The organism is Streptomyces sp. NPDC021020 (assembly GCF_044333285.1).
Classification (GTDB): domain Bacteria; phylum Actinomycetota; class Actinomycetes; order Streptomycetales; family Streptomycetaceae; genus Actinacidiphila.
Genome location: NZ_JBIRQQ010000001.1, coordinates 658037 through 676586 on the forward strand (window position 1 = coordinate 658037; position 18550 = coordinate 676586).

General features: G+C 72.9%; 19 protein-coding genes and 1 riboswitch. Of the genes, 8 read left to right on the top strand and 11 right to left on the bottom strand.

Annotated elements, in window-relative coordinates:
• Positions 1-110: 110 nt before the first annotated feature.
• Positions 111-237, top strand: a riboswitch (SAM riboswitch).
• The 4 genes from thrC to groL all read left to right on the top strand — a co-directional run bounded on the left by thrC (position 231) and on the right by groL (position 4424).
• Complete coding sequence (gene thrC / locus ACH4SL_RS02925; RefSeq protein WP_398441564.1) at positions 231-1550, top strand: threonine synthase; 1320 nt, start codon at positions 231-233, stop codon at positions 1548-1550. Its footprint overlaps the riboswitch before it by 7 nt.
• Complete coding sequence (locus ACH4SL_RS02930) at positions 1547-1822, top strand: ubiquitin-like small modifier protein 1 (protein ID WP_031522335.1); 276 nt, start codon at positions 1547-1549, stop codon at positions 1820-1822. The genes thrC and ACH4SL_RS02930 overlap by 4 nt, the downstream gene beginning before the upstream one ends.
• A 435-nt stretch (positions 1823-2257) precedes the next feature.
• Positions 2258-2461 (top strand): cold-shock protein, encoded by a 204-nt coding sequence (locus ACH4SL_RS02935; protein ID WP_003949956.1) that lies wholly within the window; start codon positions 2258-2260, stop codon positions 2459-2461.
• A gap of 340 nt (positions 2462-2801) precedes the next feature.
• Entirely contained in the window at positions 2802-4424 is a 1623-nt protein-coding gene (groL, locus tag ACH4SL_RS02940; RefSeq protein ID WP_398441565.1) for a chaperonin GroEL, read from the top strand.
• An 87-nt stretch (positions 4425-4511) separates the two neighbouring features.
• Here groL and murQ read toward each other — a convergent pair whose 3' ends face one another.
• From murQ to ACH4SL_RS02955, 3 genes are all read right to left on the bottom strand, one after another.
• Complete coding sequence (gene murQ, locus ACH4SL_RS02945; protein ID WP_398441566.1) at positions 4512-5444, bottom strand: N-acetylmuramic acid 6-phosphate etherase; 933 nt, start codon at positions 5442-5444, stop codon at positions 4512-4514.
• A 261-nt stretch (positions 5445-5705) separates the two neighbouring features.
• Complete coding sequence (locus ACH4SL_RS02950) at positions 5706-6674, bottom strand: MurR/RpiR family transcriptional regulator (protein ID WP_398441567.1); 969 nt, start codon at positions 6672-6674, stop codon at positions 5706-5708.
• A 69-nt stretch (positions 6675-6743) separates the two neighbouring features.
• Positions 6744-7310, bottom strand: a complete 567-nt coding sequence (locus ACH4SL_RS02955; RefSeq protein ID WP_398441568.1) for an exonuclease domain-containing protein — start codon at positions 7308-7310, stop codon at positions 6744-6746.
• A gap of 86 nt (positions 7311-7396) precedes the next feature.
• Between ACH4SL_RS02955 and ACH4SL_RS02960 the strand changes: the two genes are divergently transcribed.
• Complete coding sequence (locus ACH4SL_RS02960) at positions 7397-7765, top strand: hypothetical protein (protein ID WP_398441569.1); 369 nt, start codon at positions 7397-7399, stop codon at positions 7763-7765.
• Positions 7762-8046, top strand: a complete 285-nt coding sequence (locus ACH4SL_RS02965) for a DUF4031 domain-containing protein (RefSeq protein WP_398441570.1) — start codon at positions 7762-7764, stop codon at positions 8044-8046. Before ACH4SL_RS02960 ends, ACH4SL_RS02965 begins: the two co-directional genes overlap by 4 nt.
• A 7-nt stretch (positions 8047-8053) precedes the next feature.
• Here the strand turns inward: ACH4SL_RS02965 and ACH4SL_RS02970 are convergent, their stop codons facing one another.
• The 4 genes from ACH4SL_RS02970 to ACH4SL_RS02985 form a co-directional block, all read right to left on the bottom strand.
• Positions 8054-9691 carry a hypothetical protein gene (locus ACH4SL_RS02970; protein WP_398441572.1) on the bottom strand — a complete coding sequence of 546 codons (1638 nt, stop codon included), beginning with the start codon at positions 9689-9691 and terminating at the stop codon, positions 8054-8056.
• 24 nt (positions 9692-9715) lie between these two features.
• On the bottom strand, positions 9716-12616 hold the full coding sequence (locus ACH4SL_RS02975; protein WP_398441574.1) for a caspase family protein: 2901 nt from the start codon (positions 12614-12616) through the stop codon (positions 9716-9718).
• A 16-nt stretch (positions 12617-12632) separates the two neighbouring features.
• Positions 12633-12974 (bottom strand): hypothetical protein, encoded by a 342-nt coding sequence (locus tag ACH4SL_RS02980; RefSeq protein WP_398441575.1) that lies wholly within the window; start codon positions 12972-12974, stop codon positions 12633-12635.
• A gap of 108 nt (positions 12975-13082) precedes the next feature.
• A complete protein-coding gene (locus tag ACH4SL_RS02985) occupies positions 13083-13553 on the bottom strand; it encodes a MarR family winged helix-turn-helix transcriptional regulator (RefSeq protein ID WP_398441576.1) in 471 nt (156 codons plus the stop codon).
• A 111-nt stretch (positions 13554-13664) separates the two neighbouring features.
• On the opposite strand from ACH4SL_RS02985, the gene ACH4SL_RS02990 reads away from it, so the two are divergent.
• Together ACH4SL_RS02990 and ACH4SL_RS02995 are read left to right on the top strand one after the other, a co-directional pair.
• Positions 13665-14399 (top strand): SDR family oxidoreductase, encoded by a 735-nt coding sequence (locus ACH4SL_RS02990; RefSeq protein ID WP_398441577.1) that lies wholly within the window; start codon positions 13665-13667, stop codon positions 14397-14399.
• Positions 14400-14498: 99 nt separating this feature from the next.
• Positions 14499-15170, top strand: a complete 672-nt coding sequence (locus ACH4SL_RS02995) for a class I SAM-dependent methyltransferase (RefSeq protein WP_398441578.1) — start codon at positions 14499-14501, stop codon at positions 15168-15170.
• A gap of 15 nt (positions 15171-15185) precedes the next feature.
• On the opposite strand, the gene ACH4SL_RS03000 is transcribed toward ACH4SL_RS02995, so the two are convergent.
• Genes ACH4SL_RS03000 through ACH4SL_RS03015 form a run of 4 tightly spaced genes read right to left on the bottom strand, consistent with a single transcriptional unit; the run spans position 15186 to position 18519 of the window.
• Entirely contained in the window at positions 15186-15872 is a 687-nt protein-coding gene (locus ACH4SL_RS03000; RefSeq protein ID WP_398441579.1) for a hypothetical protein, read from the bottom strand.
• Between the two features lie 35 nt (positions 15873-15907).
• On the bottom strand, positions 15908-16699 hold the full coding sequence (locus tag ACH4SL_RS03005; RefSeq protein WP_398441580.1) for an ABC transporter permease: 792 nt from the start codon (positions 16697-16699) through the stop codon (positions 15908-15910).
• A gap of 36 nt (positions 16700-16735) precedes the next feature.
• The gene (locus ACH4SL_RS03010) at positions 16736-17569 is read right to left on the bottom strand and encodes an ABC transporter permease (protein ID WP_398441581.1); all 834 of its coding nucleotides are present in this window, start codon (positions 17567-17569) and stop codon (positions 16736-16738) included.
• 2 nt (positions 17570-17571) lie between these two features.
• A complete protein-coding gene (locus ACH4SL_RS03015) occupies positions 17572-18519 on the bottom strand; it encodes an ABC transporter ATP-binding protein (RefSeq protein ID WP_398441582.1) in 948 nt (315 codons plus the stop codon).
• Positions 18520-18550: the final 31 nt, after the last annotated feature.

Here is an 18550-nt window from a genome sequence, read left to right on the forward strand (position 1 = left end):
CACCGGTGACCGGTGTCGGTTACAGTCTTGAACAACGCCCGCCCGCCCCGCATGCCGGGGTCGGCCGGCGGAACAAACGCCCGGACCGGCTCAGCCGTCCGGTGCCATACCGCTCATCCAGAGGGGCAGAGGGAACGGCCCGTTGAAGCCCCGGCAACCATCCCGCCGACCGCGAGGTCAGGTGGGGACGGTGCCAATTCCGGCTCGCGGCGACCTTCGCCGTGGGGAAGATGAGGAGAAAGGGCCTCGCCACCATGGCTGTGCAGAACATCGCCACCACCCCCCAGGACGCCTCGCAGGACGCCGCTTTCGGCCCCGCCGTCGCGCTGTCCTGCCGTGAGTGCGGCACCCGCTACCCGCTGACCCCGGTCTTCGCGTGCCTGGAGTGTTTCGGGCCGCTGGAAGTGGCCTACGACCTGCCGGCCGGCGACCCGGAGCGGCTGCGCAAGCAGATCGAGGCCGGTCCCGCGAACATCTGGCGCTACGCCCCGCTGCTGCCCGTCCCCGCGGACGTGACCGCCAAGCAGAACCTGAACCCCGGCTGGACCAAGCTCGTCAAGGCCGACAACCTGGCCCGCGAGCTGGGCGTCACCGGCGGCCTGTACGTCAAGGACGACTCCGGCAACCCGACGCACTCGTTCAAGGACCGGGTCGTCGCGATCGCCCTGGAGGCGGCCCGCACCTTCGGCCTGACGACGCTGTCCTGCTCCTCCACCGGCAACCTGGCGGGCGCGGTCGGCGCGGCCGCCGCGCGGGCCGGCTTCCGCTCCTGCGTCTTCATCCCGGACGACCTGGAGCAGGGCAAGGTCGTGATGGCCGCGGTCTACGGCGGCGACCTGGTCGCGATCAAGGGCACGTACGACGACGTGAACCGCTTCTGCTCGGAGCTGATCGGCGACCCGGCCGGCGAGGGCTGGGGCTTCGTCAACGTCAACCTGCGCCCGTACTACGGCGAGGGCTCCAAGACGCTGGCGTACGAGATCGCCGAGCAGCTCGGCTGGCGGCTGCCGGACAACCTGGTCATCCCGATCGCCTCGGGCTCGCAGCTCACCAAGATCGACAAGGGTCTCAAGGAGCTGATCGCGCTCGGCCTGGTCGAGGACAAGCCGTACAAGATCTTCGGCGCCCAGGCCGAGGGCTGCTCGCCGGTCTCGGCGGCCTTCAAGGCCGGCCACGACGTGGTGCGCCCGGTCAAGCCCGACACCATCGCCAAGTCGCTGGCCATCGGCAACCCGGCGGACGGCCCGTACGTCCTGGACATCGCGCGCCGCACCGGCGGCGCGATCGAGGACGTCGACGACGAGCAGATCGTGGACGCCATCAAGCTGCTCTCCCGCACCGAGGGCATCTTCGCCGAGACGGCGGGCGGCGTGACCGTCGGCGTGCTGAAGAAGCTGATCGAGACCGGGCAGCTCGACCCGGCCGCCGAGACCGTCGTGCTGAACACCGGCGACGGCCTGAAGACCCTGGACGCCGTCTCCCCGACCACCGGGCCGACCGCGACCATCGCCCCCTCCCTTGCCGCCTTCCGAGAGGCTGGACTCGCATGAGTGCTTCCGTCCGCATCCCCACGATCCTCCGCACGTACACCGGGGGCCAGGCCGAGGTGCCCGCCGAGGGCGCGACGCTCGGCGAGGTCATCGAGTCGCTGGAAAAGAATCATGCGGGTATTTCCGCGCGGGTTCTCGACGACACCGGAAAGCTCCGGCGTTTCGTGAACGTCTATGTCAACGACGACGATGTACGGTTTTCCGACGGACTCGCCACGGCGGTGCCGGACGGCGCCAGCGTGTCGATCATTCCCGCGGTCGCCGGCGGCTGATACCGGATACCCGGCGCCGGATACCGAGCGTGAGCGAGAGCTTGATCCGGTAGCGTCACGGAACTGACGAGAATACGCAGAAGCTTCGACGTTTAAACCCCGCCCCATCCGGGAACTGCTTTCGCCCCGGGTGGGGCGCCCTCATGTCCGGACCGAAGTCGTAGCGCCGATTTATCGGCAAATTCACAAGCGATAAGTGCGCTATGTCCGTAGTATCCCGTCTGGATTGCCCCACATTATCGTTTCTTCCTGGGGTATTTCGGATGCGTCGCGCCAAGAATTCTCGTCCAATTGACCTGTTGCGGACGGCATCCGTGCAGATACATTCAGCCGCGGTCGACGCGTTCCGGCGCACACCTCCCGACGGGGGGTGAGGTCTGACCCGGGCCCGCGGAGCGCGGGGCCGCGATAGGGCCAGTAATAGGGGAGTTAGGAATGGCTCAGGGCACCGTCAAGTGGTTCAACGCGGAGAAGGGCTACGGCTTCATCGCGGTCGACGGTGGTGCGGATGTCTTCGTCCACTACAGCGCGATACAGATGGACGGCTACCGCACCCTCGAAGAAGGCCAGCGAGTCGAGTTCGAGATCTCGCAGGGTCAGAAGGGGCCGCAGGCGGACATGGTCCGCGTGGCCGCCTGATCGGCACGGGCGCGTTCGGCCACCGACGCGACGCCAGGAAGGGCCACCCCCGCACGGGGTGGTCCTTTCGCCGTTGCGCGCCCGTCCGCCGTACGGGCGCGCGGTGCCGTGCGGGCGCCCCCGTCCGTGGGCGGGCGCTTGCACTCGGCAGGGGAGAGTGCTAATCATTGGCGTTAGCACTCTGCGCGTGAGAGTGCCACTTGGACCGGGTCGGTGAGGCCCGTCCGGACGCCGGGAAGGAACCGGCGGCCGGCAGGCCGTCCGTCGCGGGCGCCACGCGGTCCGTTCCACCGCCCCCGCCTCCGGTGGGGGAACCCCCAGTCCGCGGAGGACACTTCACATGGCTAAGATCATCGCGTTCGATGAGGAGGCGCGGCGCGGCCTTGAGCGCGGGATGAACCAGCTCGCCGACGCCGTTAAGGTCACTCTCGGTCCCAAGGGCCGGAACGTCGTCCTTGAGAAGAAGTGGGGCGCCCCCACGATCACCAACGATGGCGTGTCCATCGCCAAGGAGATCGAGCTGGAGGACCCGTACGAGAAGATCGGCGCCGAGCTGGTCAAGGAAGTCGCGAAGAAGACCGACGACGTCGCCGGTGACGGCACGACGACCGCGACCGTCCTGGCCCAGGCCCTGGTCCGCGAGGGCCTGCGCAACGTCGCCGCCGGCGCCAACCCGATGGCCCTCAAGCGCGGCATCGAGCGTGCCGTCGAGGCCGTCTCCGCCGCCCTGCTGGAGCAGGCCAAGGACGTGGAGACCAAGGAGCAGATCGCTTCCACCGCCTCCATCTCCGCCGCCGACACCCAGATCGGCGAGCTCATCGCCGAGGCGATGGACAAGGTCGGCAAGGAAGGCGTCATCACCGTCGAGGAGTCGCAGACCTTCGGTCTGGAGCTCGAGCTCACCGAGGGCATGCGCTTCGACAAGGGCTTCATCTCGGCGTACTTCGCCACCGACCTGGAGCGTATGGAGGCGTCGCTCGACGACCCGTACATCCTGATCGTCAACTCCAAGGTCTCCTCGGTCAAGGACCTGCTCCCGCTGCTGGAGAAGGTCATGCAGTCGGGCAAGCCGCTGCTGATCATCGCCGAGGACGTCGAGGGCGAGGCCCTGTCGACCCTGGTCGTCAACAAGATCCGCGGCACCTTCAAGTCCGTCGCCGTCAAGGCCCCGGGCTTCGGCGACCGCCGCAAGGCGATGCTGGGCGACATCGCGATCCTCACCGGCGGCACGGTCATCTCCGAGGAGGTCGGCCTCAAGCTGGAGAACGCGGGCCTGGACCTGCTCGGCCGCGCCCGCAAGGTCGTCATCACCAAGGACGAGACCACGATCGTGGACGGCTCCGGTGACGCCGACCAGGTCGCCGGCCGCGTCAACCAGATCCGCGCCGAGATCGAGAACAGCGACTCGGACTACGACCGCGAGAAGCTCCAGGAGCGCCTGGCGAAGCTCGCGGGCGGCGTCGCGGTCATCAAGGCCGGTGCCGCGACCGAGGTCGAGCTCAAGGAGCGCAAGCACCGCATCGAGGACGCGGTGCGCAACGCCAAGGCGGCCGTCGAGGAGGGCATCGTCGCCGGTGGTGGCGTGGCCCTGCTGCAGGCCTCCGCGGTCTTCGAGAAGCTGGAGCTGGAAGGCGACGAGGCGACCGGCGCCAACGCCGTGAAGCTCGCGCTGGAGGCCCCGCTCAAGCAGATCGCCGTCAACGGTGGTCTCGAGGGCGGCGTCATCGTCGAGAAGGTGCGCAACCTGCCGATCGGCCACGGCCTGAACGCCGCGACCGGCGAGTACGTGGACATGATCGCCGAGGGCATCATCGACCCGGCGAAGGTCACGCGCTCCGCGCTGCAGAACGCCGCGTCGATCGCCGCGCTGTTCCTGACCACCGAGGCCGTCATCGCCGACAAGCCGGAGAAGGCCGCCGCGGCCGCTCCGGGCGGCATGCCCGGCGGTGACATGGACTTCTGATCCCCCTCCGGGATCACCCGTCCAGCACGCACGAAACGGCGCCCGCTCCCCGGATCCCGGGGGGCGGGCGCCGTCGTCGCGCCTGCGCTACACGGGCCGGGACGACTCCAGGGCCTCGCGCAGACGGCCGCCGGACTCGTGCAGCAGCCGGTCCGCGGTCGGGGCGTCGACACGGGCGAGCAGGGTCAGGATGGCGGTCTTGACCTCGCCGTCGGTCGCGGTGAGCGCGTCCTCGATCGCCGCGTCGTCCGCGCCGGTCGCGAGCGAGACGATACGGCGCGAGCGCGCCCGCAGCTTCTCGTTGGACGCGCGGACGTCCACCATCAGATTCCCGTACGTCTTGCCCAGCCGGATCATGGTGATCGTCGAGAGCATGTTGAGGACCAGCTTCTGCGCGGTGCCGGACTTCAACCGGGTGGAGCCGGTGAGGAGTTCGGGCCCGACGACGACCTCGATGCCGTGCTCGGCGGCGGCCGCGAGCGGCGAGCCGGCGTTGCACGCCAGGCCCACCGTGAGCGCCCCGAGCGCGCGGGCGTGCTCGACCGCGCCCAGCGCGTACGGGGTGCGCCCGGAGGCGGAGACCCCCACGACGGTGTCGGCGGCGGTCAGCCCGAGCGCGTCCAGGTCGCGCGCGGCCAGCTCCCTGTTGTCCTCGGCCCCTTCCACCGAGGTGACCATCGCGGACGGCCCGCCCGCGATGAGCCCCACCACCTCCCCGCCGGGCGTGGTGTTGAAGGTCGGCGGGCACTCGCTGGCGTCCAGCACGCCGAGCCGCCCCGCGGTCCCGGCGCCCGCGTAGACGAGCCGGCCGCCGCGGGACATCCGGGCGGCGATTCCGTCGATCGCGGCGGCGACGGCGGGCAGTTGGGCGGCGACGGCGGCCGGAACGGTGGCGTCCTCACCGTTCATCGTGCGGGCGATCTCCAGCGTCGTCATACGGTCGATCTCGGCGAGCTCCGGCCGGAAGGCCTCGGTGGTCAGCGTGTCCAGTTCGCGACGCAGCTCGGTGTACTGGGGCATATGCGGCTCGTTCATCCTTCTCGCAGGGGTCGGCTCGGCGGGTGGGGCCGCAGAAGGGGCTTGGCGCATTATTTCAGGCCATGGCCGGTCATGACGTGGCGGTCCGCCCGGACCGGCGTCGGGTCCGGCGTGGGCTCGGCACAGGTCCGGCGGGGGCTGTCGGGGGGGCGTGCGGGGGCCGTCCGGGAGCCCGCATGTCCCGTGCGGGGTCCGGCGGTTCGCGGCCTTCCGGCCGCGTGCGGGGGTTCGGTCCTGGCGGGGTCAGCCGCGGCTCGGGCGGGGTCGGTGGCGGTGGGCGAGGGCCTCGTAGGAGGCGGCGAGCGCGGGCGCCGCGGTCTCGTACGTCCGCTGTGCGATGCCCACGAACAGGCAGTCGACGACGAGGAGTTGGCTCGTCCGGCTGGACATCGCGGCGGGCCGCAGCTCGCTCTCGCGGGAGCTGGACGTGGTCAGCACGACGTCCGCCCACTGGGTGACCGGCCCGTCCGGACGGCCCGTCACCGCGATCGTCGTCGCGCCGCGGTCGAAGGCGGCCCGCAGCGGCTCGATCACGTCGTGGGTGCTGCCGGAGTGGGTGATGGCCACGGCGGCGTCGCCCGGCCGGAGTTGGACGGCGTTGGTCACCGCCAGATGCGGGTCGGTGTGCGCCTGCGCGATCAGCCCGATGCGCAGCAGCTTCTGCGCCAGGTCCTGCCCGACCAGCCCGGAGGCGGCCGTGCCGTACACGTCGATCCGCCGGGCCCCCGCCAACGCGGCGACGGCGGCCTCCAGTTGGGCCATGTCCAGCTGGGCGGCGGTGTCGGCGAGGGTCTGCTGCTCCTCGGCGGCGAGCTTGGCGACGACATCGGGCAGCGGGTCGTCCACCGCGATGTCCGCCGTCACGGCGGGCGGCACCCCGGCCGCCTGCTGCGCGGCGAGCGCGGCCAGGGCGAGCCGCAGATCCCGGTAGCCCGGGTAGCCGAGCAGCCGGGCGGTGCGGACGACGGTCGCCTCGCTGGTGCCCGTACGGATCGCGAGGGCGGTGACGGTCTGCTGGGCGCAGCCGGCCGGATCACCCGCGACGGCCTCCGCGACGCGCTGCATCGAGCGCGTCATGGACGGGGCGAGCGTACGGACCTTGGCCGCGAGCGCCCCCGGGGCGGGGGGCGTGACGGGTATGACGGGCGCGTCCGGGCTGCCGCGCAGCGGGCGGACACCCGGCGGGAAATTTTCCTTCACGCTGTGGGTCACTCTATGAAAGGTATTTTCACGGCATCGGGCCGTCAAGCCGTGGCCAGTGCCGCTGCTCACTCGTGCGGCTCATCCGGGGGCGGGCCAGTCCCCCCGGGCGGCCAGGTCCAGCACGAGCGCGGCGATGTTCCACGCGTCGTCGTCCCCCCGGTGGTGCCGCCCCTCCAGCGGCAGCCCCGCGACCTGGAGCGCCTGCGCCATCCCGGGCCTGCGCCGCAGCCCGTACGACGCGGTGAAGGCGACCTTCGCGTTGGTATGCGCGCTCCCGAAGGGATACTCCGTGCCCGTGCGGCGGCACTGCCGGGTGAACTGGTTGCGGTCGTAATCCCCCCAGCTCGCCCACGGCAGCGCTCCCGCGCGGTGCGTGGCGGCCAGCTCCCGGCACGCCTCGGCGAAGCTGGTCCCGCCGTCCACCTCGTCCTGCGTGAGCCCCGTGAGCTCCGTGCAGAACGCGCTCACGCGCGAGCGCTGCGGCCGTACCAGCAGCCGGTGCTTGGCCCGCCGGGTGCGGGCGGCCAGGTCCACGACGGTGAGGCCGATCTCGATGATCTCGCTCACCTGCCCCGCGGGCGGCTGCCCCTCCCAGCACGTCGCCTCGACGTCGACGACATTGAGGAGGCGGGGGAGGGTGTCCATGGGGCGAGGGTACGGAGCCGCGGCCGCCGGGGGCCATCCGTTTTCGCCGGGGCGGCCCCCGGGGCGTCCAGGGGATAATGGAGCTCATGGACGACCCGGCGGAAGCGGCACTGCACGAGGCTCGGGCCCGCGTCCTCGCGGACCTGGGGGCGCGGGAGGCGACCGGCCCCGCGATCGTCTCGCTCGTGGAGGAGGCGGTCGCCGAGCGCCGCTGGTGGGTGGGCAAGTGGCCGGACGGCGCCGACTTTGTCCCCGGCCTGGTCGCCCAGGACGTGCAGGACGCGCTGCTGGAGACGTACGGCCGCTGGCCGCTGTGCCCGTACTGCGACGACCCGCACGCGCTCGCCGTCGAGCCGGAGCTGGGCCCCGACCCGATCTGGGTGTGCGAGGTGCGCCGCGAGGCGGTCGCGCCGGTCGGCGAGCTGGGCCCGCGCCCCGCGGGGCCGCAGCCGTGACCGTGTACCTCGACCCCCCGACGTGGCCGGGCCACGGCCGGATGTGGTCCCACCTCGTGAGCGACGTCTCGTACGCTGAGCTCCACGCCTTCGCGGCGCGGCTGGGCGCCCCGCCCCGCGCGTTCGAACGCGACCACTACGACATCCCCGCCGAGCGCTACCCGGACGCGGTGTCGCTGGGCGCGGTGGAGATCGGCAGCAAGGAGCTGGTCCGCCGCCTCACGGCCGCGGGGCTGCGGCGCCGCAAGTACGATCCGCGGGGCGCGGCTTTCGACGTGTGACGGTGCGTCACGCCCCCTCCGCGGGGGAGGTGGTTTTGGACGGCCCGAACCACGACTCCGCCTCGTGGCGCATACCGAGGCGGGTGGCGAGGAGGGCGATTTCGCGCAGGGTGCGCCGGTTGCGGAAGGCGACGGCGCAGAGCCCGGCGAGGCCGACGGATGTGTGGCCCGGCACGGTGGGCAAGCGGACGTCGGGAAACGTGAGCGCGGTCTGAAGCCATTGCTCGGCTGCCAGGTCTCGCTCGAACTCCGGCTCCGGGGCGGGGGGTTCGTAGCCCTCCGCCGCCAGAATCCGAGTGCCCTCAGCGCGGGTGGTGCCCATCCGCTCGGTCAGCGCGTAGCTGCGCGCCACGGTCAGAAGAGCGTGGCCCCTGGGCGCTGCTGCCGTGGACGGGGGCGCCGGCCGCGTGCCGCTGCCAGCGGCTTCCAGCTGGGAGATCGCTTCCCGGAGCACTTGCCGTACGCGCATCCTTCGACGGCGCGGGCCTCCGGTCAGTGCCTGCAGATGGCTTGCCACGTTGGAGTACTGCCCGAATCTGATGACGGTGTCCGTCGCGTCCTGCAGCCGGGGCCGCTCCTCCTCGGGCACGTCGGTGACCTCGAAGCCGAGTTCGCGCAGACGTCCGATGACGAAATCCAGCGGCTGCCGGGCCCGTGCGGCTACGGCGAAGAGGTACAGCGGGTGCACAGGGCGGTCCGCCCAGGGTGTGCGGTCGTCGTACGACAGCAGCAGATGGTCGTCCGTCCGCAGGTCGGGCCGGCCGGAGGGCGGTGGAAGGTGGAAGCCGAGAGCGCTCAGTTGCGCGGCGGTTTCCGTGACGGTGCGGCCACAGGCGGCAGCTGTCAGCACCAGCTGAGCGGTGCCGACGCGAGCGGCATCGCCCAACGCCGGACGGTCCTGGAGGCACTCCCAGAGCTGGTCGATCAACGCCCGCTGCGCCGATGACCGGTGGACCGTCCCTTCCGGTGCAAGCGGTACCGAGTAGCCGAGTTCGCGCAGCCGCCGTGCGGCGTCCTCGACCGGCACCTCCGCCCGCAGCGCGCTGCAGGCGACCTGAGCCGCCGGGAGATCGACCCGCTGCGGCAGCCAGCCGAGCGGGTCTGCCAGCGGACGGAGCAGGGCGAGGTCCGCGGTGCCCGCCGCTTCGAGGCCCGCCAGCGGCGCGACCCGGTAGCCGAGCTGCCGGAGGCGCCCGGCGACCTCGCCCGCGGTGAACTCGCACACCGCGGTGAGGTCGAGCACCGAGGCCACGTCCACCTCGCTGTCAGGGGAACGCCAGCTCGTCAGGTCCGAAAGGTTCAGCAACGCCCGTTCGATGTCGTCGCGGCGGGTCAAGGTTCTGACCTGCCACTCGGCGGAGTCACACCACTGGCGGAGGTCGTCCAGCCATCGCTCGTGCTGACCCACGTGGTGCAGCAGGACGAAATCGCTCGGCAGGGCCTGCGCGGGGGCGCCGGGTGCCGGGCCGTTGAAGGCTGCGCCCTCCACCGCCCGGTGCAGGACCGGAAGCCGCCAGCTCAGCACGGCGACGGATGTGCAGCGCAGCAGGGCGGCGCCCCGTACGAGGTCCAGGCCGTGGTCGATGGCGGGCGTCACCAGTGGCAGCAGCAGGTGGTCGACGGGCACGAATCCGATGTCGCCCACGCGAACGGTGGTTCCCCAGAGCTTCTACGACCTGCCCGTCCGGGCCGCGGCGGCGATCACCGCGTCGCCGACCTGCGGGGAGTCCGTGCTCACCTTCGCGGTCCAGTACCAGTTCGCCATCCGTGCGGCCGAGGCGCTCTCGCGCGCCGCGGCCTCGCACGCGAGGCGCACGGCGTGGTCGCGGGAGAAGGCGATGACCTCGGCGCGGTCGACGGTCAGCTCCGGCTGGTGCGGCCCGTGGAGATTGACGAGCACGCCGTAGGGGAGCAGGTCGTGCACCCCCGAGCACTTGACGAACAACCCGTCCGCCATGAGCTGCCCTGCTTCGTCGGTCCACCACAGGTCGGGGTGCCCGGAGGCCACCGGGGGCTGTCCGGCGCCCGCCGCGTCGGCGAGAACCCCCGCCTCCCACACCCCCCGCCGGGCGCCCTGCTCAGCGGTGGTCCGGTACTGCGCCACCCACAGCACCTGCTCCAGCACGTCCACCACCGACACCGGTGCGCGCCCCCGGGACAGCAACAGCCGGACCACCGTGCCCGGTTCGTCGCCCTCGCCCAGGTCCTCGACGCGGAAGAGGTTGCCGGGGCCCGCGATCGTGACCCGCAGCTGACGGCCGGGGCGGCCTTCGCGGCTCATACGGCAGGTGCGGACCTCGATCTCGTCGGCGAGCATGAAGTAGCTCAGGACGCCGATGCCGAAGCGGCTGTTGGGGAAGAGCTGGACGGGCGGGTCGAGTTGGGACCACTCTGCCTGCTCCTCCGCGTATTCGGGGAGGTCGACGAAGCGGGCGCCGCCCTGGGCGAAGGCGCGGGCGATCTCGGTGACGCCCATGCCGACGCCGTTGTCGTGGCATTCGAGGTAGCCGCGGCCGTCGGGGGCGATGCCCTGGCGGAAGGTGATCGCGCCGGTCCAAGGGGGCAGGCGGCGGCCGGAGTTGGTACGCGTCAGGTACTGGGTGCGGGCGTCGCGGTGGCGCAGCGCGTCCAGGGCGTTCTGGTACAGCTCGCGGACGGCGAGGTCGCGGTCGCTGTAGAGGGATTCGCCCATCAGCAGCTCCTGGACGCGGTCCTCGGCGAGCTGGAAGCGGATGCCCTCGGTGAGGTGGTGGGCGGCGCCGCCGGTGAGGCGGACGCGGTCGGCGTCGGCGTACGCGGGCAGCGCGTGCAGCGGCCCGCCCGCGGCGCCGCGGCTGATGTCGCGCAGCAACGCGTCGGTGCGTGTGGCGTGTTCACGCAAGGCGATCTGTACGGCGGGGTGCCCGCACTCCGCGTTGAGGGAGCGCCCGGCGCCCGCGCCGCGCCAGTCGGAGCCGCGCAGCGTGGCGAGCAGGGCGCCGGTGTCGACGGCGTCGGAGATGCCGAGGTGCTCCGCGACGATCTCGGAGAGGTCGACGGGGTCGACGGCGAGCGCGTGCGCGGTCTTGGCGAGGGCGCCGACGACGTCCTGCCGGACCATGTGCTCGTGGCCGGTGGACGCGGCCACGGTGTCGGGGAGCGCGGGGCCCTGCGGGTGGGCGAAGGGCGCCTGGCGCTGGTCCTGGAGGAAGTGCGCGAAGCGCGCGGGGCCGAGCGCGCCGGAGCACCACGCGGGGCGTTCCGGCCGGTCCGGGAGGGCGAGCAGGGCGGCGAGCGCGCCGCCGGTGTACAACTCGGGTTGGTGCAGCAGCCAGCGGTGGTGGAGCCACCAGCGGATGCGAGCCGCGTCTCCGTGCGGCTCGGCGGTCTGGTCCAGGGCGGCGAGCCTGCGCACCAGGCGCGGGTGGCTGCGGGTGAAGGCCTGGAAGCGGTCCTGCTCGGGGCGTGGCGCGGTGCCGTCGAGCACCGCGGCCCGGCTCGCGGCCTGCCGCGCCCAGTACGCCTGCGTGACGAGCGGCAGCAGCGCGAGGAGTGCGGCCTCGGTGGGGGAGAAGGCGGTGGCGGGGTCGAGGCCGCGGACGAGGAAGTTCGCGCGTTCCTGTGTGCGCGTCGCCAACTGAGCGTCGTGCCAGGGGTCGTCGGTCAGGACGGCGCCGGATTCGTCGTAGGCACGGGCTAGTTGGGCTGCCAGCTCTTCCGCGGCCTCCTGGATCGCCTCCCGCGCGGGCCCCGCCGCCGTACGCTCCCAGGCCGCGTGGCCGGTGACCGACCGCACCCACGGGTGCACCCCGGCGTCCTTGGGCGGGCCGGGCAGCACGGTGAAGTCCGCGCCGTCCAGGTCGGTGGCGAGCCGTACGGCCTGCGGGCTGCCGGGCTTGGCGTACGCGCGGTGCAGCGCCGTCACCCGCTCCTGCACCTGCCGGTGGAATTCGCCGAGGTCCATGGCGTGCGGCAGTTCGGCGACGACCCCGGCGACCGCGCGGGAGAAGAGGCTGAACGACTCGCCGGGCGAAGTGCCGTCCGCTGCTTGCTCGTTGGGCTTGACGAAGAGCGCGACCTGCGCGGGCGAGCAGGCGTACAGGTAACCGACCTTGCGGCGCAGGGCCGCGGCGATCCGCTGCCCGCCCCAACCCCGCACGCCCACGGGGCTCATGGTGTCGCGGGCGAAGCCCTCGCGGCAGGCGTCGACGAGGAAGAGGACCTGCGCGGCCGCCGAATCCTCCAGCTCCCGCTGCCAGTCGATCGCCACACAGCATTCGGCGAAGGGCCGGATCGCGAAGCTGGCGTCCTCCGGGATGAGGTAGTCGGTGCCCTCGAAGCGCTGCCCGTGGCCGCTGAGCACGACGAGCAGCACGTCGTCGCGGCGCGCCTCGCGCAGGAAGCCGCCGACCCGGGCGTTCACCGTCGTGCGGATGATGCCGCGCGGCGCCTCCAGGACCTCCACGGACGCGAACCCCCGTGCGGACAGGGCGGCATGGAGCTGCCGCAGGTCCTCCGGCACGAAGGGGAGATCGCCGATGGCCGGGTCGTCGTAAGTGCTCGCCCCGATCAGCAGCGCACGGTACGCCACGCCCGCCGCCGCGCCGTCACGGGCGCCGGAAGGTCAGGGTGAGGGCGCGGCCGGCGCTCACCTGGCCCGTTCCGATGAGCTGCACCCCGCCGCTCGCCGTGACCTGGAAGGAGAGCTGCGCCTCGGCGAGCGGCAGGGTGCCGCCCTGGGCGGTGATCTCGGCGAAGACCTGCTGGAGCGCGTCCACGGTCGCGGCGAGGTTGCGTCGCAGCGGCCCGAGCGGCACGGCCCGCAGCTCGGGGCGGCCGCCGAGCAGCCCCATGGTGTCCTCGCCGTCCTCGGCGTCCACCCAGAACGGCAGCGTCCCTCCGTCCCCCACCGCCGCTTCCGTACCGCCCGCTGCTTCGACGTCCGTCATCCGCCCTGCCCCCGCCTTCCGGTCACCGCTGCCTGCGGTGCGCCAACTCTAGGCGTTGGGGCCGCGGTTGGTGGCCGTGATCGCGGCCTTGGGCCGGTGGTGCGGGTCTCAGCCCCGCAGCGCCGTGGTCGCGGCCCGCAGCAGCGGCAGCAGGCCGGCGCGTTGCTCGGCGGTCCAGCCGGTGAAGCGTCCGGCCAGTGAGGAGTCGACGACCTGCTGGAAGGCGGCGGTCAGCGCCGCGCCGTCGGTCGTGAGGTGGACGCGGCTGAGGCGCCGGTCGTGCGGGTCGGGCTCGCGGGTGAGCAGGCCGCGCCGCTCCAGACGGTCGACCAGGCCCGTGACGTTGGTCTTGTCGCAGTGCAGCAGCCGGGCGAGTTCACCGAAGGAGGGCGTCATGTGCTGGGCGAAGCACAGGAGTTGGGCCTGCTGCGGGGTCAGGCCCTGGCTGCGGCTGGCGGCGCTGAAGAGCGCGTCGATCTCACGGAAGAGCCCGATGAGGGAGTCCGTGAGGCCGTCGCCCTCAGGTGGCGAAGGTGGCGAAGGTGGCGGCGGCGGTGGCGGCGGTGCGTCGTGGGCCATGCGGACAGCGTACCGGTGAATGGTTGACACCCTCGACTAAATAGTCGATGCTCTCGACTGTCCAGGGCATCACACATTTCCGGGCCACGGCTGACGACGGGGAGAACGCACATGGCCGCACACGAGGAGCGGGTCGCGATCGTGACCGGCGGGTCACGCGGCATCGGACGGGCCGTCGCCGGACGGCTGGCCCGCGACGGCCTGCGGGTCGTCGTCGGCGCGCGCGGCGCGGCGGACGCGGAGAAGGCCGCCGCGCAGATCGCGGAGAGCGGCGGGCAGGCCCTCGCCGTACCCGCCGACGTCACGGAACCCGGCGCGGCGGCACGGCTGTTCGACGCGGCGGAGGCGGCGTACGGGAGGGTCGACGTGTGGGTCAACAACGCCGCACCGGCGACCGCGGGCCCGCTCGCGCACACCACCGACGAGGATTTCGCGCGGTATTTCACCGCCGCCGCGTACGGGACCTTCACCGCCCTGCGGGAGGCCGCGCGCCGGATACGCGACGGTGGGCGGATCGTGCTGGTGTCGTCGGCGCTGACCGTCGCGCCGCTGCCCGGCACCGCGCTGCTGGCGGCGGCCAAGGCCGCGGGCGACCAGCTCGCGCGCACGCTGGCATGGGAGCTGGGGCCGCGGGCGGTGACCGTCAACAGCGTGCTCCCCGGCCTGACCCGCACGGACGTACTGGCCACCGTGCCGCCGCCGGTCGTCGAGGACGCGCTGCGCCGCACCCCGCTGGGGCGGCTCGGCGAGCCGGACGACATCGCGGACGCCGTCGGCTTCCTGGTCTCGGACGCGGGCCGCTGGGTCACCGCCCAGACGCTGCACACCGCGGGCGGCATGATCTGAGCCGGGCCGCGGGTGCGCGGGGGAGCGCAAGGGTGCACGGGGGAGGGGGAAATCGTGGAGTACGGGACCTGAACGCGGGGCTTTTGCCAGGATGTCCGGGTGATTTCCGTGACCTCCCTCACCGCACCGGGGCCGCTCGACGAGGAGCGGCTGTACTGGGACTGGTACCAGCGGCTCGGGCCCGGTGCCGAGTTGCTCGGCGATGTCGCCGGGGCCACCGTCGCCGACCTCGGGGCCGGGACGGGCGAGCGCGCCGCGTACGTCGCCGCCGTGCTGGGCGCGGACCAGGTCGCCGCGATCGACACCTCGGCCACCCGTGTCACGCTCGGGCGCGAACGGTACGCCCATGTGCCGGAGTTGGACTTCGTGCACGGTGACGCGGCCACCTACCTGGCTGCCGCCGCGGGCAGCGTCGACGTGGCCTACTCCTGCTTCGGCGCCGCCGACTTCTCCGACCCGGTGCACCTGCTGCCCGCCGCCGCGAGCGGGCTGCGGCCCGGCGGCACGTTCGTGCTGGCCACCCTCGCGCACTACGAGGACGGCGCCCCGCCCGCGGCCGAACTGCGGCCCACCGAGGTGTCGGTGCGCTCCTCCAGCGGCAGCCTGACGACCAAGCGGCGCTGGGTGCTGGAGGCCGCCGTGTGGGAGAAGCTGCTCGCGGACGCGGGCTTCACCGGCATCACCACCGAGGTGCTGCGCGACCCGGGCGGCGGCGACCGCGAGCCGCCCATCGCGACGACCCTCATCCGGGCCGTGCGCGGCGGAAGTTGACGAACCGGGGCCGTATCAGGCCTCCAGCAGCTCCAGTTCGGTCGTGAGGTTGCGGCGCGCGGTGCGCTCCCAGTGCTCGCGGCCGTACGGGGTGCGGAAAAGGTGCGGCAGGTCGAGGAGTTGGCGCAGGATGCCGGCCCGCCCGGCGCGGAAGTCCGGGTCGGGTACGAAGCCGTATTCCGCGCGCACGGCGGCGGCGTAGGCGGCGTAGGCGGCCGGGTCGCCTGCGAGGACGGCGAGGTCGGCGTCGCACAGCACCTCGCCGTCGGCGTCGCCGGGCGCGGGGTCGTGCGTGACGGTCAGCCGCACGAGCCGTACGACCTGCGCGGTGCGCTCCTCGCCGACCCCCGCCTCGGTGAGCGCGCGGCGGGCGAGGTCGGCGCTGCGCTCCTCGTTCTCGCTGCGGTCGGGGCGGTAGACGGCGTCGTGGAACCACACGGCCAGCGCCACGGTGTCCGGGTCGTGCGCGTAGCCGGTCAGCTCCGTCGCCCGCGCGAGCACCTCGGCGAGGTGGTCCACCGTGTGGTAGCGGCGCTGCGGCTCACCCCAGCGCGCCAGCAGCTCCTGCCCGTACGGCCCGGGGTCGGGCGCCTGCTCGCCCGCCCCGCCGCGCTCGCTCTCCTGGCAGCGGCGCAGCAGCTGGTTCCACTCGGCGAGCAGGGCGTCGTAGCGCGGATGGGCCGCGGGGCTGGTGTGAGGCATGCGGGCCATTGTGGCGGAAGCGCACCGCAGGGCGCTCACGGCATCAGCCTGCGCCCCAGCCTGCGCATCGCCAGGGCCAGCGCGGCGCCGCCGAAGACGGCCAGGTAGAGGGCCGCGAGCCCGACCGCCGGGGTCATCCGGCCGAGCGCGGGCCCGCGGACCAGCTCGATGCACTGGTAGAGCGGCAGGCACTCCACCGCGAGCTGCACCGGGCGCGGGTAGACGCCCAGCGGGTAGAAGGTCGTCGCGAACAGGAACATCGGCAGCATCACCAGCTGCACCAGCTGGAAGTCCTGCCAGCTGCGGATGTACGTCACGACCGCCAGGCCCGCCGCCGCGAACGCGAACGCGATGAGCAGCGCCCCCGGCAGGATCAGCAGGCCCCACAGCGAGTGCATGAGCCCGAAGGCCGCAAGTGCCGCCCCGAACACGGCCGTTACCGCCGTCCCGCGCAGCAGCGCCCAGGCCACCTCGCCGAGCGCGACATCGCGCACGCCCAGCGGGGTGGCGAGGATCGCCTGGTACGTACGGGACATGGTGAGCTTGCCGTACAGCGAGAAGGTCGTCTCGTTCATGGACCCGTTCATCGCCGCCGTGGCCAGCAGCGCGGGCGCGACGAAGTCGACGTAGCCGACGTCCGGGGCGCCCAGGCCCTGGACATGGCCGACGAGCGCGCCGATGCCGACGCCCATCGACAGCAGGTACAGCACCGGTTCGAAGATCTCGGCCAGCAGCAGATACCAGGTGTGGCGGTAGATGACGAGGTTGCGCTCGACGAGAGCGGCGGGGCCCGCGACCGCGGGCGAGGTCCAGGGCGCGCGCAGCACGGCGGTCCTTTCGGCAGAGGGGAGTCGGTGCGGCGGTCAGCGGTGCAGACGCCGGGTGTACGCGCGGCGGGCCGCCCACAGCCCGGCGGCGGTCAGCAGCAGGAGGTAGCCGGTGTGCACGGCCGCGGCCCCCGCGCCGAGCCCGCCCAGCGTGATCCCGCGGGTCAGCTCCACGCCCTGGTAGAGCGGGGTGCACTCGGCCACGCCCCGCAGCCAGTGCGGGAGTTGGGAGACCGGGAAGAAGGTGCCGGAGAACATGTAGAAGGGCATCACCACGAAGCGGTAGATCCCGTTGAGCCTGCTCTGCCGCTCCGTGCGCACCGCGTACGCCATCAGCGGCGTCGCGAAGGCCATACCGGTCAGCAGCACGGGCCCCGCGGCGAGCAGCGCCTTCGCCGGGCCCATCACGCCGAACGCCACGACCACCGCGAGGAAGAGCAGCCCGCTCAGCAGCACCCGGAAGGCCACGAAGAGCGCGTGCCCGGCGAGGATGTCGCCCGGCCGCATCGGAGTCGCCGCGGCCGCCGGGTAGTTGCCGCTGCCGCGCGCCGACTGGAAGACGGGGAAGCCGCCTTCGATCACGCCGTTCTGCATCGCGGAGGCCGCGACCAGCCCCGGCGCGAGGAAGTCCAGGTAGGGCGTCCCGGCGAGGTGGCCGCTGTGCCCGGCGTCCACCAGCTTGCCCAGTCCCGCGCCCATCGCGGCCAGGAACAGCAGCGGGTTGGCGACGCTCATCACCACCGTGCCGCGCCAGATCCGCCGGTAGCGGCGCATCCAGTAGCCGAACTCGCGCAGCGCGGGCACACGCGCGGTGAGGACGTCGGCCGTCGTCGTGCCCGCGGGCGTACCGCTCAGGGTCGTTGCGCTCATCGTCAGTCCACCAGCGTCCGGCCGGTGAGGGTGAGGAAGACGTCCTCCAGGCCCGCGCGCCGCACCAGCGCCGTCTGCGGGCCGACCCCCGCACCGTGCACGGCCTTCAGCGCGGCCTCGCCGTCGTCGGCATAGACCAGCAGCCGGTCCGGCAGCACCTCGGTGCGCTCGCCGATGCCCGCGACCTCGGCCGCGAGGCCGTCCAGCGGCCGGTCCGGCGCGAAGCGCAGCTCCAGCACCTCGCGCGTGCAGTGCGCCTCGATCAGCTCCCGCGGGCTGCCCTCCGCGACGATCCGGCCGTGGTCCATGACCACGATCCGGTCGCACAGCTGCTCGGCCTCGTCCATGTAGTGCGTCGTGAGCAGCAGCGTCACGCCCTGCTGCTTGAGCCGGAAGAGCCGCTCCCACAGCAGGTGCCGGGCCTGCGGGTCGAGCCCCGTCGTGGGCTCGTCCAGCAGCAGGATCTCCGGCTCGTTGATCAGCGACCGGGCGATCGTCAGCCGCCGCCGCATCCCGCCGGACAGCGCCTCGACCTGCTCGTCCGCCTTGTCCGCGAGCCGCGCGAAATCCAGCAGCCGGGCGGTGCGGGCCCGTATCTCGGCCCGGGGCAGGCCGAAGTAGCGCCCGTAGACCAGCAGGTTCTCCCGGACGGTCAGTTCGGTGTCCAGCGTGTCGTCCTGCGGTACGGACCCGAGCCGCGCACGGATCCCCGCGCCGTCCACCGCCGGGTCCATGCCCAGCACGCGCAGCGTGCCGCCCGACACGGGGGAGACGGCGGCGATCATGCGCATGGTCGTCGACTTCCCGGCCCCGTTCGGCCCCAGGAACCCGAAGGCCTCCCCGCGCCGCACCCGGAACCCGATCCCCGCGACGGCCTCGAACCCCTCCCCGCCCCCACGCGGAGCATGCACCTTCCGCAGCCCCTCGGCCTCGATCAACACGTCGTCCACGCGCGCGCCCTTCCCCTCCCGCCGACTCCCG

Excerpts from the sequence above, each read along its gene's own strand:
- thrC (WP_398441564.1), top strand. The coding sequence starts at position 231 with ATGAGGAGAAAGGGCCTCGCCACCATGGCTGTGCAGAACATCGCCACC.
- ACH4SL_RS02930 (WP_031522335.1), top strand. The coding sequence starts at position 1,547 with ATGAGTGCTTCCGTCCGCATCCCCACGATCCTCCGCACGTACACCGGG.
- ACH4SL_RS02935 (WP_003949956.1), top strand. The coding sequence starts at position 2,258 with ATGGCTCAGGGCACCGTCAAGTGGTTCAACGCGGAGAAGGGCTACGGC.
- groL (WP_398441565.1), top strand. The coding sequence starts at position 2,802 with ATGGCTAAGATCATCGCGTTCGATGAGGAGGCGCGGCGCGGCCTTGAG.
- murQ (WP_398441566.1), bottom strand. The coding sequence starts at position 5,444 with ATGCCCCAGTACACCGAGCTGCGTCGCGAACTGGACACGCTGACCACC.
- ACH4SL_RS02955 (WP_398441568.1), bottom strand. The coding sequence starts at position 7,310 with ATGGACACCCTCCCCCGCCTCCTCAATGTCGTCGACGTCGAGGCGACG.
- ACH4SL_RS02960 (WP_398441569.1), top strand. The coding sequence starts at position 7,397 with ATGGACGACCCGGCGGAAGCGGCACTGCACGAGGCTCGGGCCCGCGTC.
- ACH4SL_RS02980 (WP_398441575.1), bottom strand. The coding sequence starts at position 12,974 with ATGACGGACGTCGAAGCAGCGGGCGGTACGGAAGCGGCGGTGGGGGAC.
- ACH4SL_RS02985 (WP_398441576.1), bottom strand. The coding sequence starts at position 13,553 with ATGGCCCACGACGCACCGCCGCCACCGCCGCCGCCACCTTCGCCACCT.
- ACH4SL_RS02990 (WP_398441577.1), top strand. The coding sequence starts at position 13,665 with ATGGCCGCACACGAGGAGCGGGTCGCGATCGTGACCGGCGGGTCACGC.
- ACH4SL_RS03000 (WP_398441579.1), bottom strand. The coding sequence starts at position 15,872 with ATGCCTCACACCAGCCCCGCGGCCCATCCGCGCTACGACGCCCTGCTC.
- ACH4SL_RS03010 (WP_398441581.1), bottom strand. The coding sequence starts at position 17,569 with ATGAGCGCAACGACCCTGAGCGGTACGCCCGCGGGCACGACGACGGCC.